The sequence below is a fragment of the Vibrio olivae genome, assembly GCF_042428525.1.
In the GTDB taxonomy this organism is placed as follows: domain Bacteria; phylum Pseudomonadota; class Gammaproteobacteria; order Enterobacterales; family Vibrionaceae; genus Vibrio; species Vibrio olivae.
Genome location: NZ_JBHMEP010000001.1, coordinates 977,445 through 992,172, shown reverse-complemented (window position 1 = coordinate 992,172; position 14,728 = coordinate 977,445). Strand labels below are relative to the sequence as shown.

17 protein-coding genes are annotated in these 14,728 nt (G+C 43.9%); 10 read left to right on the top strand and 7 right to left on the bottom strand.

Features of this window, described 5'->3' with window-relative positions; genetic code table 11:
* The first annotated feature begins 165 nt into the window (after positions 1-165).
* The 7 genes from ACFFUV_RS04520 (at position 166) to rlmF (ending at position 4,371) form a co-directional block, all read left to right on the top strand.
* Positions 166-348 carry a YodC family protein gene (locus ACFFUV_RS04520; RefSeq protein WP_390190042.1) on the top strand — a complete coding sequence of 61 codons (183 nt, stop codon included), beginning with the start codon at positions 166-168 and terminating at the stop codon, positions 346-348.
* A gap of 7 nt (positions 349-355) precedes the next feature.
* Positions 356-622, top strand: a complete 267-nt coding sequence (locus ACFFUV_RS04515) for a DUF6953 family protein (protein WP_390190040.1) — start codon at positions 356-358, stop codon at positions 620-622.
* A 145-nt stretch (positions 623-767) separates the two neighbouring features.
* On the top strand, positions 768-1,064 hold the full coding sequence (locus ACFFUV_RS04510; protein ID WP_390190039.1) for a hypothetical protein: 297 nt from the start codon (positions 768-770) through the stop codon (positions 1,062-1,064).
* 200 nt (positions 1,065-1,264) lie between these two features.
* On the top strand, positions 1,265-1,678 hold the full coding sequence (locus tag ACFFUV_RS04505; RefSeq protein WP_390190038.1) for a DUF1090 domain-containing protein: 414 nt from the start codon (positions 1,265-1,267) through the stop codon (positions 1,676-1,678).
* A gap of 702 nt (positions 1,679-2,380) precedes the next feature.
* Positions 2,381-2,626, top strand: a complete 246-nt coding sequence (locus ACFFUV_RS04500; protein ID WP_390190037.1) for a hypothetical protein — start codon at positions 2,381-2,383, stop codon at positions 2,624-2,626.
* Positions 2,627-2,842: 216 nt separating this feature from the next.
* Complete coding sequence (locus tag ACFFUV_RS04495) at positions 2,843-3,349, top strand: M48 metallopeptidase family protein (protein ID WP_390190036.1); 507 nt, start codon at positions 2,843-2,845, stop codon at positions 3,347-3,349.
* Positions 3,346-4,371: a 23S rRNA (adenine(1618)-N(6))-methyltransferase RlmF gene (gene rlmF / locus ACFFUV_RS04490; RefSeq protein ID WP_390190035.1), complete on the top strand. Its 1,026-nt coding sequence runs from the start codon at positions 3,346-3,348 to the stop codon at positions 4,369-4,371. The genes ACFFUV_RS04495 and rlmF overlap by 4 nt, the downstream gene beginning before the upstream one ends.
* A gap of 143 nt (positions 4,372-4,514) precedes the next feature.
* Here the strand turns inward: rlmF and pilW are convergent, their stop codons facing one another.
* Positions 4,515-5,234 (bottom strand): type IV pilus biogenesis/stability protein PilW, encoded by a 720-nt coding sequence (gene pilW / locus ACFFUV_RS04485; RefSeq protein WP_390190034.1) that lies wholly within the window; start codon positions 5,232-5,234, stop codon positions 4,515-4,517.
* A gap of 159 nt (positions 5,235-5,393) precedes the next feature.
* On the bottom strand, positions 5,394-6,335 hold the full coding sequence (metA, locus tag ACFFUV_RS04480) for a homoserine O-acetyltransferase MetA (protein ID WP_390190033.1): 942 nt from the start codon (positions 6,333-6,335) through the stop codon (positions 5,394-5,396).
* Positions 6,336-6,461: 126 nt separating this feature from the next.
* On the opposite strand from metA, the gene ACFFUV_RS04475 reads away from it, so the two are divergent.
* Positions 6,462-6,857, top strand: a complete 396-nt coding sequence (locus tag ACFFUV_RS04475) for an AAA family ATPase (RefSeq protein WP_390190032.1) — start codon at positions 6,462-6,464, stop codon at positions 6,855-6,857.
* Positions 6,833-7,255: a DUF3859 domain-containing protein gene (locus ACFFUV_RS04470; protein WP_390190030.1), complete on the top strand. Its 423-nt coding sequence runs from the start codon at positions 6,833-6,835 to the stop codon at positions 7,253-7,255. Before ACFFUV_RS04475 ends, ACFFUV_RS04470 begins: the two co-directional genes overlap by 25 nt.
* A 13-nt stretch (positions 7,256-7,268) precedes the next feature.
* Here ACFFUV_RS04470 and ACFFUV_RS04465 read toward each other — a convergent pair whose 3' ends face one another.
* The 5 genes from ACFFUV_RS04465 to ACFFUV_RS04445 form a co-directional block, all read right to left on the bottom strand.
* On the bottom strand, positions 7,269-8,798 hold the full coding sequence (locus tag ACFFUV_RS04465) for an EAL domain-containing protein (protein WP_390190028.1): 1,530 nt from the start codon (positions 8,796-8,798) through the stop codon (positions 7,269-7,271).
* A gap of 120 nt (positions 8,799-8,918) precedes the next feature.
* The gene (locus ACFFUV_RS04460) at positions 8,919-10,055 is read right to left on the bottom strand and encodes an ABC transporter permease (protein WP_390190026.1); all 1,137 of its coding nucleotides are present in this window, start codon (positions 10,053-10,055) and stop codon (positions 8,919-8,921) included.
* A complete protein-coding gene (locus ACFFUV_RS04455) occupies positions 10,052-11,197 on the bottom strand; it encodes an ABC transporter permease (protein WP_390190024.1) in 1,146 nt (381 codons plus the stop codon). The genes ACFFUV_RS04460 and ACFFUV_RS04455 overlap by 4 nt, the downstream gene beginning before the upstream one ends.
* A gap of 1 nt (position 11,198) precedes the next feature.
* Positions 11,199-12,173, bottom strand: coding sequence for an HlyD family secretion protein (locus tag ACFFUV_RS04450; protein ID WP_390190022.1), 975 nt, complete (start codon positions 12,171-12,173; stop codon positions 11,199-11,201).
* 9 nt (positions 12,174-12,182) lie between these two features.
* Positions 12,183-13,598 carry a TolC family protein gene (locus tag ACFFUV_RS04445; RefSeq protein WP_390190020.1) on the bottom strand — a complete coding sequence of 472 codons (1,416 nt, stop codon included), beginning with the start codon at positions 13,596-13,598 and terminating at the stop codon, positions 12,183-12,185.
* Between the two features lie 434 nt (positions 13,599-14,032).
* On the opposite strand from ACFFUV_RS04445, the gene ACFFUV_RS04440 reads away from it, so the two are divergent.
* Complete coding sequence (locus tag ACFFUV_RS04440; RefSeq protein ID WP_390190019.1) at positions 14,033-14,728, top strand: GntR family transcriptional regulator; 696 nt, start codon at positions 14,033-14,035, stop codon at positions 14,726-14,728.

Sequence of the window (14,728 nt, the reverse complement as noted above, 5' to 3'; positions counted from 1 at the left end):
AACTGTTCAAGAGGGATTCGCAACGCGTGGCATTTTTACTATGCGTTGGTTTTAGTGTTTAAGATGGTATGCGGCGACTTTGGTATGGCGTTTGGCAACTACTTGAAAAATATAATTTCAATACCATATATAGTATGCAGTCAATTGTAATAAAAGGAGATGATTATGCCTAATGAATCGTTATACAAAATTGGTGAAATAGTAAAGTTAAAGTCTGGTGGTCCAGATATGACAATCAAGCAAGTTTACACTAGTGATCAGGATTATCGCTGCCAATGGTTTGCAGGTAAAAAACTTGATAATGGTATTTTCCCACATGATTCATTAATAAAAGTTGAGCAAGAGTGAGAAGCGTATGAACGCTCAGCAAGCCGCTGATTGGATGCAGTCAGAACTTGAAGGTCAAGGATGCTTGTACCAAGATGATGCTGTCGATTTTCTTGTGAAGTCTGGTGCAGAGGACTTATTGAGGGAAAATGCAGATGGAAATCTTGTTCTTGGTCGCTCGATATTGGCTGCTTTTAAAAAATTAAATGCGTCTACGGTGGTTTGGGTAAAACCAGGTAAGTACTGGAGATTTCGTGTTGCGGAAGACGAAGATGGTCGTGACGCAAGAGGTTGAATTTGCCTAACAAACTGTTTAAGAATGATTCGCAACGCGTGGCATTTTTGCTATGCGTTGCGTTTATTGTTTAAGGTGGTTTGCGGTAGCTTAGGTAATGCGTTGCTCATACCTTAATAGGGCGTTATAGCCCTCTCAGGTAAGTATGATGATGGATAAGATATTAGCGATACCAGTTATGGCTTTTGTTATTGTATTAGCTAGCGCTGTTTTATACGGAGCTGCTCCACTTATCTCAACGATAGGTGGTATTGCAGGAGCGATCTACTGTATGGAGTATGCGAAAGGAAAACTGGCATATCCCACATTTTTTCTATTCCCATTACTAGTTATCGCATTTGGTTTCTTAATTATGGTTGTATTATGTATTCCAGCTGCTCTTATTTGGGGTGAGCCGATTATGGGGTATCACTTCCCAAATCTAAAAGATGCAATCAATTAAAGTGTATAGTTCAGAGGTGTCGCACTTCCTACTTGAATCCAAGAGCTATAACAAACCAATTCAACAGCGATTCGCAACTCTTGGCGCTTTCACTTCGGGTTGAATTTAGTGTTTACGGCGCAGCGCTTAAGTTCAGTGTTTGCGCTGCTCACACGTTAATTGGGCGTTAGCTTCATACATCAAACAACAGGATATACAGCATGAAAAATGTATTTACTAGAATATCTTTGGTACTGTCAGGTTTTCTAGCTGGAAGTATACAACTAGCTGCTGCATCTACACTTGAATGTGGGAAATATGTCGGTTGTGAAAGGAAGTTCTGCGAAATAGAACAGCAAATTGTTATTGCTGACAATAAAGGTAACCAAGCTAAAGTGGAAGGGCTTAAAATCGCTTTGAATCAGTCGAAGTTAACCTGTACGAATGAATTACTTATTGAAGACTTAACTTCTGAAATGTCCGAAATTAAAGATGAAATAAGTGAATATGAATCTGATTTACTTAAGGCTAAAAACGATAATAAGCCAGATAAAGTTAAGAAGTATGTAGATAAGATCGCGGAAGAAAAGCGAAAACTTAGTCAGCTAACAGAAGAGCTGAACACGTTAAAATAAAGCATACAAGAAACTCAAGAATGGTTTGGCCGGATTGATGAGGTCAATATGATGAAAAGAATTGTAGTCATAGGTTCTGACGGTTCAGGGAAATCTATATTTTCGACGTTATTATGCAAAGAGTTGATTTTACCTGTCCATCGTCTCGATCAACTTCACTCTTAGTTATAGTCTCTTTCGTTATTTCGGTCTGTCGCACCATGCCATGGAATGACATGCCAACGTCACGAAATTCGCACTCACCTCACCCGCCTGCGAGGTTTTTCGATCACTTTTTTTTCAGTTTTGTTGTTACGAAAAATCTGTCTATTTGTATAGCGCTCTTAATCCGCTAAGAGCCCTATATTACAGGGCTGTAGAGTAGGGGCCCCATCTCAATTTACCCTCTAGATAGCGTTATACAAAATTTCAATCATTTCAGTTTTTTTCAGTAAATTGAAAAAATGAAGATCTCTAAAGATCTGCTTTTCTTTTCTAACTATATGAAAAGTAAGAGTTACGTAATTTTTCGTGGGTTTTTGAACGATCTTTAAGGTAGTGTGAACGATCTCGATGAGGTGATGAGAGCCTTGTAACGGCAAGGGATGAAGAAGAGTTTGAGTCCAAAATCATTTTTTCAAAACGTTTCTCATGATAAATCATCGAAAAGTGGTCTAGGATAGAAAACCAAGAGGCGCGAAAAATGGGATTTTGTGTGTTTAGATGAAAACTAGTAAGCCAATACAAGCCGAAATCGTCGAGTTTAAATGTGAAGAGTGCAATCAAGGTGTTTATCGAGTCGATAACTCTATGGACCCACTACCAAACCGTTGGGGACATAAATGCACTAACTGTGGACAACAAGGGTATTTCCCTTTTGCATACCCTTACATCAAATATAAGAACCAACAGTTCGTGCTAGAGAAGCACATTGTAAAAGTGAATCCTAAGCCGCCATATTTTATCTAATTTATATCTGTCGCCATTTTATCGCCATTATTATTTAATATTAATGTAACGTAATGATTTTATTGAGTTTAATTGTCGACCGATAAATCCACGCGTTTCATTTTAATCCTCAGGAATTTTGAAGAGTCAGAGTCTATCCGAAAGGCGATGAATGGCAAGTGAGAATAAGGTACACTTGGCGCCGTTTTTTGTGGTGAACCTGTTTAGGCGAACGTTATGCACCCATCCTTAAAGTATATTCAAGGCTATCCCCCAACAATTATCGAGCAGGTTAGTCGTTTAATTGAAAGTGACCAACTGAGTGTCTGGTTTGAGCGTAAATATCCAGAGACACACCAAATTCAAAGTGAAAAAGCGTTATTTGAATACACTATGGCGATTAAAAATCGTTACATGAGAAAGAGCTCGCCGCTTAGTAAAGCGATTTATGATAGTAAAATTCACTTAATTCATAATGCGCTAGGGCTACATACCTATGCGACGAAAGTACACGGCAATAAAATTAAAACTAAGAATGAAATCCGTATTGCGAGTGTATTTAAAAAAGCACCTGAACCGTTATTGCGGATGCTGGTGGTCCATGAACTAGCCCATATTAAAGAGAAACAGCACGATAAAGCCTTTTATCAACTGTGTTGCCATATGCTGCCTGACTATCATCAGCTTGAGCTTGATGCTCGGTTATTTTTGATTTGTCAGGAATTGAATGAGGAAAGATCATGACTCAACGTTCACCGCAAGCTACTTCTCAAAGCGCTTCCGCGCCGCTGAAATGGACGGTGATCAAGTCAAAGCCGGGCCTTCATGCACGTAATCTTCATCAAGGGCGCTATGACTTCTCCGTTTTGGTCAAAGAGCTTCCTGAACTTAAAGCACACATCGTCACCACACCGAAAGGGGAGTCAAGTATTGATTTTGCAAATCCCCAATCGGTAATTTTGCTGAATAATGCACTACTCAAACATTATTATGGTGTTACAGAGTGGCAAATTCCTTCAGGTTTTTTGTGTCCGCCTATCCCTGGGCGCGCCGATTATATTCACCGACTGGCTGACGTTTTAACTTCGGAGTGTAAAGGGCTCAAGCACGGTTTAATTAACGCGTTGGATATTGGTGTTGGTGCTAATTGTATCTATCCCATCGTTGGTGTTCGTGCTTATGGTTGGCGCTATGTGGGCAGCGATATTGACCCTATATCGGTCGAAAACGCGCAGCGAATCGTTGAGCGAAACTCACGGCTTAAGGGACAGATTGAATGCCGGTTGCAAAGTGACCGCACTTCGATGTTTGCCAATGTTATTCGCCCTGGGGAGTTTTATGATGTTACGACCTGTAACCCTCCTTTTCACCGCTCAGAACAGGAAGCGGCACAAGGCAGTGAACGTAAACAACGTAATTTGGCGGCGAATAAAGTCAAACGGCGAGGAACATCTGCAACAGAGGCAAAAAATACGACTCTGAATTTCGGAGGCCAAAAAGCAGAGCTATGGTGTCCGGGCGGAGAAACCTCTTTTGTTAAGCAGATGGCGACAGAGAGCCGATTGTACGCTCAGCAAGTCGCATGGTTTTCAACACTTCTATCAAAAAAGGAGAACGTTCGCTGGTTGAAAAAACAGTTACAATCGGTAGGGGCTGTTGAAGCGAAAGTCGTTGAAATGCAACAGGGGCAAAAAGTCAGTCGCTTCGTGGCATGGACGTTTAAAACGCCTGAGCAGCGTCATCAATGGTTCAAGTATAAGTGCTAAACTTATTGATGATATTTAGTTCCATTGAGGAGGGCGTATGGAATTTGAAATCTATATGCCTTGTGAGCCCGATTGGATCTGCTCAAGCTTTCTATGGTTGTTCGCTGGGTTATTCATACTAGGCTTATTTGCCTTCATACGAATTATATTTTTAGAGTATCGCTCGATCCAACGTCGACATCGTGTTCGTCGTCGGCGACAAACTCATTATTCAAAGCGGCGTTAACCAAGAGCATCATCGCTGTGTAGTGTTTATCGGCGCCATGATACGTAAGATATGTTTTGAGTTGCTGCTCGGCCTGCGAAATGCGTTGATGTTGAATCAGTAAAGCAATCCAGTGTTGCCAAGCGCGAATGTGCCTTGGATCATGTTTCACGCTTTGCGCGAAGTAGGTCATGGCATTTGTGTCGTGATGTGCTTTTAATGCACAAAGCCCCATATTTTCATAACTGGTCGCAACGGATACGTAGTCACGCTGCTTGATCGCTTTTAACAACCAGCGCTCTGCGTGTTGATAATCCTTTTTGTGACATAAAAACGTACCATAGTTATTCATCACATCACCGTTATTTGGGTGATCCTTGAGCGTCTGTAAATAAAGGCTTTCTGCACGTTCTAATTCATTGACTTGGGTATAATAATGAGCAAGAGCTAACTGAGTATGTAGGTAGCGAGGAGCATGATTTTGGGCGACAAGTAAATTTTGCCAAGCTTTGGTGTGATCGCCCTGTTTTAAATAGGCAAGTCCTAGTGCGATACGCGCGTTTGCTTTGTTTTCTCGCTCTGCGTTTTCAGCGCTCGACACATTTGCGCAGCCAGTATTCAGCAGCATAGTCATGATAAACAGCCCTATGTGGCGCATAGACACTCCTCATTTCAAACCGCTTTATCTTAACTGGTGCTTAGCTGCTCACGATCAGCAATATGCATTTTTGCGAGTCAACGTGACGGTATACTCTGCAAAATAAAAGGCCGCAGTTTGCGACCTTTGGAGTGACAACACAGTTTTATCTCAAACTTCTTAATCGTCTTTTGTGAAATTCGATTCGCTGAAATGTTCGAGATCGTATGGCGTTTGCTGATAAACGCAGTAGTTAAGCCAGTTGGCAAATAGCAAATGCCCATGGCTACGCCAAGTCGCACTTGGTGGGTTATCCGGGTTGTCATTTTGGTAGTAATTGACCGGAATGTTTGGCTCCATGCCTTCACCAAGATCGCGAACATATTCGTTATGCAGTGTATTGGCATCATATTCTGGATGGCCTGTCACAAACACATTACGTTTATCTTTGGTTGCGGCTAGGTATACGCCAGCGACATCTGAGGTAGCAAGAATATCTAAGTCCGTATTCTCCGCCAGAAACTCAGGTGAGAAATCCGCGTAGCGCGAGTGTGGGGCTAAAAAGGTGTCGTCAAAGCCGCGCAAAATAGGATGAAATTGATGCTGGATTTGATGATGATATACACCAGATAACTTTTCTTTTAGTGTGCGTTTGGGCAAGTTATACAGGAGCTTTAAGCCTGCTTGAGCAGCCCAACAAACATACAGCGTCGAGGTGACGTGGTCTTTCGCCCAATTCATAATGGTTTTGAGGTGATCCCAATAGAGGACGTCTTCAAATTGAACTAAGCCAAGCGGTGCTCCCGTAATGATCAAGCCATCGAAATTGCGATGCTCGATAGTTTGAAACTGGCGGTAGAAGGTGTTGAGGTGCTCTTCGGGCGTATTTTTACTTGGACGATCATCGATTCGTAACAACTCGATATCCAGTTGAAGTGGCGAGTTCGACAATAAGCGTAAAAACTGCGTTTCCGTCTCAATTTTCTTTGGCATTAGATTCAAGATCAAAATCTTCAAAGGACGGATGCCCTGAGTCAAAGCGCGAGACTCTGACATCACAAAGATATTTTCTTGGCGCAGCACATCGGTGGCTGGCAATTGATCAGGAATTTTAATCGGCACAACTTGCTCCCTAAGTAGTCTAGACGTCTATACCTCCAAACTTAGCGTAAAGTTCAAAGGATGTCGATAGCTTATCGCGGTCTTTTTACGTTATTATGCACGTCCTTAAAGCAATATAAGTGCGCTATGAGATTAACGCTAACATTGATTCGCGGCTTGCCGGGCTCGGGTAAAAGTACATTAGCTCGCTCTATGGGTATCCCACACTATGAAGCGGATATGTACTTTATTGATAACCAAGGGTGTTATCATTTTCGCCCAGATAAGCTTGAGCAAGCACATCATTGGTGCCGACAGCAAACTCAGCAAAGCCTGGCGCGTGGAGAAAGTGTCGTGGTCGCTAATACGTTTGTGCGTCGCTGGGAAATCGCACCCTATGCCAAACTCGCTAAGCGTTTCGGTGCACAATTAGACGTTATCGAATGCCATGAACAGTACCCTAATATTCATGGCGTTAGTGACAAAACCATTCAATCAATGAAAAAACGGTGGCAATCATGGCCAAACGCTCGCCAGTCATAGAAATGACGTCATATGGTATTTACACCCAATGGGACTCGAATTCAAAACATCTTCCGAAAATTCAAGATTTTACGACCGATGTGACGGCTGATATCGACATCGAGTTTGGCTTCGTGGTGAACATAAAAAAAGCCAAGGGTGTTGTGATTGAATACTGCATTGAACATCCCGGTATTTTGAGCAAGCGCGGGGAGTTGCTCGAACCATTTACCGGTGAGATTCATGTTGGAAGTAACGATTGGGATTTCTATCTTGGTGATACCATCTGGGAACCGATTGAGGATAAACTTGGGAAGTGGCGCATGTCGTTGACCATGAACGGACGCGTGATTGCAGAAAAAGTCTTCCATGTTTGCGCGCGCGACGAAAGCCAATTTTGGAAACGCCGCGGGTTTTAGCCAACATGGCTGCCTAGGCGGGATTCGGCTCTACGCTTAACAAGTGTTTTAACGTCGAAATATCAATGGGGTGGCTAAACAGATACCCTTGTAACAGTGGGACGTTTACCTGTTTCAAATACTCAGCTTGCAGGTTTTGTTCAACACCTTCAGCGATGATTTTTACTCCTAAACGGTGGCCCAAATCGACAATGGTATTGAGAACCGGTGTGTTGACGGTGTCTAGGCCGATGCTATCAATAAAGCATTTATCAATTTTCAAATAATCAAACTGGGTTTGTTGAATCACGGAGAGTGAGGTATGCCCAGTCCCAAAATCATCAATGGCTATTGCTACGCCATGATTTCGCAACACTTTAAGGGTTTCTCTGCCCGTATGGTCGAGTACTTGACGCTCTGTAATCTCAACCGTCAGGGTAAAGCCCAAGGTTTCAAAAGCGTTGGCGTACTCAACCAATTTATCGATGTTATTTGGGTGGTGAAGATATTGTGGCGCGACATTGACCCCAAGGTGCAACGCAGGCTGCGCACTCAATGCTGTGCGGTCAATTTGTTTTAAGTTCTGTAAACTCTCTTCAAGTACAAGATCGGTAATTTTATTTACTAAGTTTTGCTGCTCTGCCAGAGGGACAAAAATATCCGGACGGACCAAGTTCATATCCGGGTGCTTCCATCTCACTAAGGCTTCGATTCCTTCAATCTCGTTGTTGTCACTGTTCACGATGGGTTGATACATGACAAACAACTCACGGCGTTGAATACCTTTACGTAAGTCATAAGCCAAACTGTGACGTTGATGATAGCGATGGTTAGCGATGAGCAAAGCAAACGAAATCATCAGCGAAACGAGAATGCAAAAGAAGGCGGCGTATGAGGCGCGGCGAAATACATAGTTACTGTTGGCGTTGAGCAGCACCGAGTAGTTGTAGCGCTCAGAGTGTTCTAGTTGCGAAAATGTCGCCTCATGATATGGATTTTCCTTCGGAAAGGTTTTGTCACCCAGTTTAAAAGTGACGTAACTCACTTGATCGCTAGCGATGGGGCCGAGGCGGTCAATCAGATAGTTTTTGTCTACCACGGCAAGTGCGCCAGTCCCTTTAGGGCTGTGGTCCATGACGACCAAGGTTCTTTGGTGTGGGTCGTCATTATTATCATAGAAAAATATGGATGATTGAGCTTGAGCTTGCTGGTCGAGAATAGGGCTGATATTGGAAATGACCATACCGCGTTTCGAGGAGCATACCGCCATATCATCGCTTAGTAAGATAAGTTCTCGTAGTGGGCTCGCATCTAACATGCTTTCTCGAATTGTCATGCAGTCGTCGTTATTTTCAATCGCTTGCTGGTTTTCTTCATGCAATTGAGTAATAACGTCATCCATACGGTTTAGGTAGGTCTGCGCTTTCGATTGAAGGTTATGAGTGACACTATCATAAGTTATGTATAGAGATGCAGGCATCACAATGACTAGAGGTATCAATAAAAAAGCCAAAAGTGACTTGGTACCCGTGCCAAGCGATGCAAACAGAGATTGAGAAACCATTGTTTTCGCTCGTTGCCTATGTATACAAAACGGAACACATATTTGTGAGCGATAGATGTTAACGAAAACTGACGATAAATGAATGGATGTCAGAAGGTTATGACAAAAATTTAACCGCAATCAGTGCACAGAGCGAAATTGCCGCTTTAGTCGTAAATATGCCAATATTCCCCAAAAAATCACCAAAGTCCAAAGAATGATATAAGGTAATGCAATTTGTCTCCACTCTGATCCCATTTGATTGAGGCGCAGTAATCCAGTAATCGCCGAGGTACTAGGGAAAAATTGGGAAGCGATCACGATAAAGTTAGGGATGGATTCAACAGGCCAAATAAATCCTGCGCTAAAAATTAATGGCATCGAACTCACTAATACAACCACCGTAACCAACTCACGCCTTGGTGTGAGTGCCCCCAACCAAATACCTATAAAGCTTGATGCGAGAAAAAATGGAAAAATGAAGGTAATAAGTTCGGAAATACTAGCCAGCCGATTAACGTCAAGCGCTGCAAAGCGTGACCCAAAATAAAACATCGCCAGCACATAATAAATACACACGAAGACGAAGCTGCGAACTGCCATCAACCTGATGGGAGAGGTGTTTCGCCAGTAACCATCATTATTTCGTTGTGTGCCCACCATCAGCCCGGTCGCCATCACTAAAGTCTGCTGTAAAATCAGAACAAAAACCGCAGGAACAACATAGTCTAAGTACCCCATTTGTGGATTAAAGGTTGGCTTTAAGTTTAGCGTTGTCGGGGTGTACTGCTGACTGGCCCTTTCAAGCGGGACTCCATCATTCAGTAGGCGAGTGACTTTAGCCTGAGCCGCTAGTGTCCCGCCTGCTTTGGCTAATCCTTCAACCACGGTTCCATAGACTAAAAAGTACGACGCATCACCAGCATAAGATAGGGTTGGGCTACTCCCTAGCATCAAGTGTTTATAAAAGTCTTTGGGAATAACAAGTAAGCCACTGATCTCCCCATCTAAGAATGATTGCTTTGCACGCGCAATCGAGTGCATTCGTTTGATAACCTGCACTTGTGGCGTGGCATCAACCATACGCTCAAGACGATAGCTCGTCGCGGTTTGATCCAAATTGACGATCGCTATTTTTTGTTGTTGAGGCGTTTGCTGCTGATAGGGCAGAGGATAGAGCAAAGAGTAAAACACAACACCGCCGAACACGGTTAATACCACGACAGGGTTTGCAAATATCGCTTTGAATTCCAACTTAATTAATGTCCAGAAGCTCATCGTGCTTTTTCCTGCTTAGTCCGTTGCCAAGTAATCAGTAGTGATATCAATAATAACGGGAGGCTATACCCCAGCATGGGAATCAACGTGTGCAAAGTCGATATTAAATCTGCGCCATAACTGCTTTGCGCGACCTGCACCTGAATATAATGACTGACGGGTAACAAGCTTCGCCAAAATTGAGCAAGTGGCCCCATGTCGGTAACGGGAAATGTGATACCCATAAATGCAAAACTGGGCGCAGTAAAAGCACCAGCAAAACTCATGGCTCTCGCGGTATCAAGCGTTAAAAAGTAGAAAAAAGCCCCCATGATCATACACGCTATGGCTGTGAACCACTGCGCCAAAATGACCAAAGCGAATTGGCCATGAAATGGCCAATGTTCAACACCGTAAAACCAAGCCAGAAATAATGCGCCATGTAACGCATATATAGGGAAGTAGGGCGCTAGAGTTGTGACAACGTGACGCAATGGTTTTGGCCCCAACCATCGTTCTAGTGATTGATGTTGATGGTTGGCCGCCAGAATCATAATGGTCACCACCACCACCATGATCTGCCACAGTGCTGGTACGATGGCAGTGACCAAAAACTGCGCATAGTTGGAATTGAGGTTAAACAGAGGGGTAATTTGAGTCTGAATGGGTACCGCGTGTGCCATGGCACCTGATAGAGTTTGGCTTCCTTGTGATAGGCCACTCAATGTTTCAATTTGTGCGTTAAAGGTCGCATGCGCTTGCGTGAGGGCCGAGTTTATCAGTTTTCCCACCAATACATATTGACTGTTGTAAAACGCAGACACTTGCGGAGATAGGCCTTTTACCGTGTCTTTTTCAAAATCGACAGGAATAACCAGATAGGCATAAATATCACCTTCGATAAGCGCTTGTTTGGCAGACGAAACATCATTCGGCATCTGAGTAACGTTCATCGTAGGACTGGCATTCACGTTGCGCACCAATTGTTGAGATAGGCGACTGTGATTTAAGTCAACGACCCCAACTGGCAAATTACGTGCAATGCCCGCACTGAATATTGCCCAGATTGATAGAGACAACATCACTGGTAACCAAGTTAAGCAGGCCAATAGCCATTTATCGTGGCGGACAATGTGCCACTGCCGAGTGAAACTTGCAGTCATGTTACAGTTCAACCGCCACGCTCATACCCATACGCAAAGCTTGTTGATCCTGGGTTGGACGCGCTTCGACTTCGAATGTGCGTAAATCAAAGCCTTGGGACGAATCGGTAGAGCGCCAAGTGGCAAAATCGCCCATTGGCGCAATATGCGTCACTTTGAATTCAATGTTTTTGTCAAGTGCAGGAACAAACGCTTGAAAAGTATGGCCTTTTTTAAACTGCATTAAATGATCTTCACGGACATTGAATACTGCCCATGAATCCTCACGATCAACAACGGTGACCACAGGAAAACCTTGCGGCGCTAATTCTCCACTTTGTAACAGCACCTGAGAAACCTCGCCATCAAACCAACTCTCGATTTGTGTATCTTGTGCATACGCTTCGACTTCCGCAACGGCACCCGCTGCCATGCGTTCTTTTTCTGAAGCGGCTTGTTTCTCTTCATCACGTGTCCCTTCTTGCGCCATTTGATACATTTGGTAAGCCGCGCTTTCCGTGTACTTTGCCGCTTCCCACTGGGTTTTCGCTTCATCGCGCTTTTGTTCTGCCACGACCCCATCCTGATAAAGGTTGTTCACCCGCAGGTAGGTTTTCTCTCTAAGGTCGGTGGCCGCTTTCGCTTTAAGCCATTGATCTTTTGCTGCTTGAACTTGTTGCTGGCGGGCTCCTTGTTGTGCTTCTTGAGCGAGCGCCCCAGCGGCGGCTTTATTCGCTTGAGCTTGTTGGAGTTTTGCTTCAATTTCAGGGCTGTGAAGAGTGAAAATGAGTTGTCCCGTTTGGACTTGATCGCCTTTACGTACAAAGACTTTATCAATACGTCCAGCCACTTTTGACGAGATGCTGTATTGCTGGGACTCAATTTGCCCTTGAATTTTTATAGGCTGCGGTTGATAAGCTTGGTAGAAACTCCATCCAATCCAAGCAACCAAGATAAGGCTAAATACACTAAGTAAGGTGACTTTAAGCGATTTCATTGTAATTCCTTAATGTGTAGATGTTGGCTGATAGGCGGTTGAACGGATTTGATATTGAGCGAAGTCGTTCATATTGTTCGAAAGAGCGAGTAATCGTGAAAGTGCCGTCACGTAATGAAACTTTGCGGTTGCTTGCTGTGTTTTGACGCTTGCTAGATTGAGTTCTGCATCAACCACATCGGTGGACGTCGATAACCCTTGCGAAAATGCTTTTTGACGTAACCGTAGGTTCTCTTTGGCTAAGCGCAGGCTAGAGGTGAGACCACTCACTTCTTCTTGTGCTTGTTGTGCTTGGTAGTAGGTTTTTTGTACCAATACGTTGAGGTCTTGTTTCGCTTGAGCACGTTTATGTCGAACTTGAAGTACCGCGCTGTGCGCGGCGGCAAGGTTATCTCCCCGCCCGGAATTATCAATTAGCGGGATACTAACACCGATGCCCACTAGCCAATCTGGCTTAAGTTGACTGGCTAGGGAGTCATCTTCGTACAAGCTGTAATCCCCATACAGGTAGACATTTGGGTAATACTTACCTTTCTCGGCTTTTATAAGACTTTGTGCTTGTTTTTCTTTTGCATCGAGCAAAGCCAGCCCAGGATAGGTGTTTAAAGTTTGGGTCACAAAGGTGTCCATTGCCGGAAGGTGATCATTGGTAAAAAGTGAGTCACCGGGTTCAACCATCACATTTTGATTTAATATTTGAGTGAGCGCATTCTGGGCGATTTTTAGATTATTCCGGGCTTTCTTTTGTTCAATGGTCGCTCGGTCGAGGGCGGATTCAGCTTGCAAGCGTTCAACTCGAGCGATTTGTCCTTGCTGTTCAAGCTTTAATGCATTCTCATAGTGGCGGTTTAAGCCTTTTACCACTAAGTTACGTGTCTGAAGGACATCTTGTGCAAGTAACACACTGAAATAGTATTTGCTCAAATCTTCAAATCGCGCTTGTGTTTCCATCGCCAGTTGGCTTTGTGCTTCTTGCGTTTGACCTGTTGCTGCCGATTGCGCAGCACTAATTCGACCGCCAGTGAAAATTGGCCACATGGCGCGTATTGACGAGCTGAAAATATCCCGCTCTGTGATGGTTGATGTGAGATCGCCAAGCCCGCTGATTACCGCGCCTAAATCGGATGCTGCAACACTCGGTGGCAAGGTGATGTTTGCGCCCGTACTGTTGACAATCTGACGCCCCGACAACGTCACATCCTGATCCAAATAGGTGTAATTGGCGCCCACCGTTATTGATGGCCAGTTACGTGCAGAACTGGCCTCTTGCAGATGTTGATAGCGATCAACGTTAGCGCGTTCAGCAGCTAAGGAGTTATTGTCTTGTTGAACGATTTCCCAAGCTTGGGGAAAGCTAATGGTTGCCGCATTTATGCTAGGCGCTATCGCACCAAAACAACCGATAAGAACCAAAAGTTGTCGCATTAACCTACCTAATGGCTGAAAATTATTAGAGTATATGCTCTAAAAAATACTACCGCAATAGAAGAGCTTAATAGAGTATAGGCATGAAAATAGTCATGAGTTCAAGCGGACTTATTGATTATATTGATGATTTAACAGTTCTGTGACTTGTTAACCTAAGTCGGTAAGCAATAGTCATCATTCACGTGCGTTTAATGGGTACATAATCAGTGATGTTATGTGACTAAAGTCCAATAGCACAACGATGTCCTCCGCCCCTTGTCCTAATACTGCTCTTCCTTTCATCACTAAATCAAAAACCTAGGTAAATCAGCCTGCCATGTCGGCTAAGACATTAGTCTAAATTGTCGACAATATTCTTTTATATTGCCATTTTGTTGGTTATTTTTGGGGTGTTATCTATTTATTGTCGACACATTTTTGAGGCGTTACGAATGAACTCTGTTACATCCATAGACATGACAGCCAAGGAGCTAACGAAGTCGGCTAACCTAACCGAATACCTGATTGAGAGTATTGTTAATGGCAGTGTCCCTAGTGGCGCTAAGATCTCTGAACCTGAATTAGCTAAGCGCTTGCAGGTGAGTCGCGGGCCACTACGGGAAGCGATAATGCGTGTTGAGGGGCTAGGGCTGATTGAACGCATTCCTCATGTCGGCGCTCGGGTCACCACGTTGACGCTAACTAAGCTTGTTGAACTGTACGCAGTGCGTGAAGCGCTCGAGGGGATGGCGGCCCGTCTAGCTGCTCGCCATATTCACCCCAAGGAACTGCAAGCACTAAAAACGGTGTTGGCGGCGCACTCTGAACATATTGAGCAAGTTGAAGGGGCTTCCTATTTTCATCAACAAGGTGACTTTGACTTCCACTATCAAATTATCAAAGCCAGCCGTAATCAGCAATTGACCACATTGTTGTGTGATGAGCTTTACCACTTACTTCGCATGTATCGCTTCCAATCCCCCCGTTCTCACTCTAGGCCAACAGAGGCGCTGCAGGAGCATAAATTTATCCTACAGGCGATTGAACAGGGCGATGAAGAGTTAGCTGAGCTGCTAATGAGACGTCACATTTCTCGCAGTAGAGATTTAATAGAGCAGCAAATTCGGCTGGACGAACACAGCACATAA

Coding starts and splice junctions, on each gene's coding strand:
- ACFFUV_RS04465 (WP_390190028.1), bottom strand. CDS start 8,798: ATGGTTTCTCAATCTCTGTTTGCATCGCTTGGCACGGGTACCAAGTCA.
- ACFFUV_RS04455 (WP_390190024.1), bottom strand. CDS start 11,197: ATGACTGCAAGTTTCACTCGGCAGTGGCACATTGTCCGCCACGATAAA.
- ACFFUV_RS04445 (WP_390190020.1), bottom strand. CDS start 13,598: ATGCGACAACTTTTGGTTCTTATCGGTTGTTTTGGTGCGATAGCGCCT.
- ACFFUV_RS04440 (WP_390190019.1), top strand. CDS start 14,033: ATGAACTCTGTTACATCCATAGACATGACAGCCAAGGAGCTAACGAAG.
- ACFFUV_RS04450 (WP_390190022.1), bottom strand. CDS start 12,173: ATGAAATCGCTTAAAGTCACCTTACTTAGTGTATTTAGCCTTATCTTG.
- pilW (WP_390190034.1), bottom strand. CDS start 5,234: ATGCGCCACATAGGGCTGTTTATCATGACTATGCTGCTGAATACTGGC.
- ACFFUV_RS04515 (WP_390190040.1), top strand. CDS start 356: ATGAACGCTCAGCAAGCCGCTGATTGGATGCAGTCAGAACTTGAAGGT.
- ACFFUV_RS04500 (WP_390190037.1), top strand. CDS start 2,381: ATGAAAACTAGTAAGCCAATACAAGCCGAAATCGTCGAGTTTAAATGT.
- ACFFUV_RS04460 (WP_390190026.1), bottom strand. CDS start 10,055: ATGAGCTTCTGGACATTAATTAAGTTGGAATTCAAAGCGATATTTGCA.
- ACFFUV_RS04475 (WP_390190032.1), top strand. CDS start 6,462: ATGAGATTAACGCTAACATTGATTCGCGGCTTGCCGGGCTCGGGTAAA.
- ACFFUV_RS04505 (WP_390190038.1), top strand. CDS start 1,265: ATGAAAAATGTATTTACTAGAATATCTTTGGTACTGTCAGGTTTTCTA.
- rlmF (WP_390190035.1), top strand. CDS start 3,346: ATGACTCAACGTTCACCGCAAGCTACTTCTCAAAGCGCTTCCGCGCCG.
- ACFFUV_RS04495 (WP_390190036.1), top strand. CDS start 2,843: ATGCACCCATCCTTAAAGTATATTCAAGGCTATCCCCCAACAATTATC.
- ACFFUV_RS04520 (WP_390190042.1), top strand. CDS start 166: ATGCCTAATGAATCGTTATACAAAATTGGTGAAATAGTAAAGTTAAAG.
- ACFFUV_RS04470 (WP_390190030.1), top strand. CDS start 6,833: ATGGCCAAACGCTCGCCAGTCATAGAAATGACGTCATATGGTATTTAC.
- ACFFUV_RS04510 (WP_390190039.1), top strand. CDS start 768: ATGATGATGGATAAGATATTAGCGATACCAGTTATGGCTTTTGTTATT.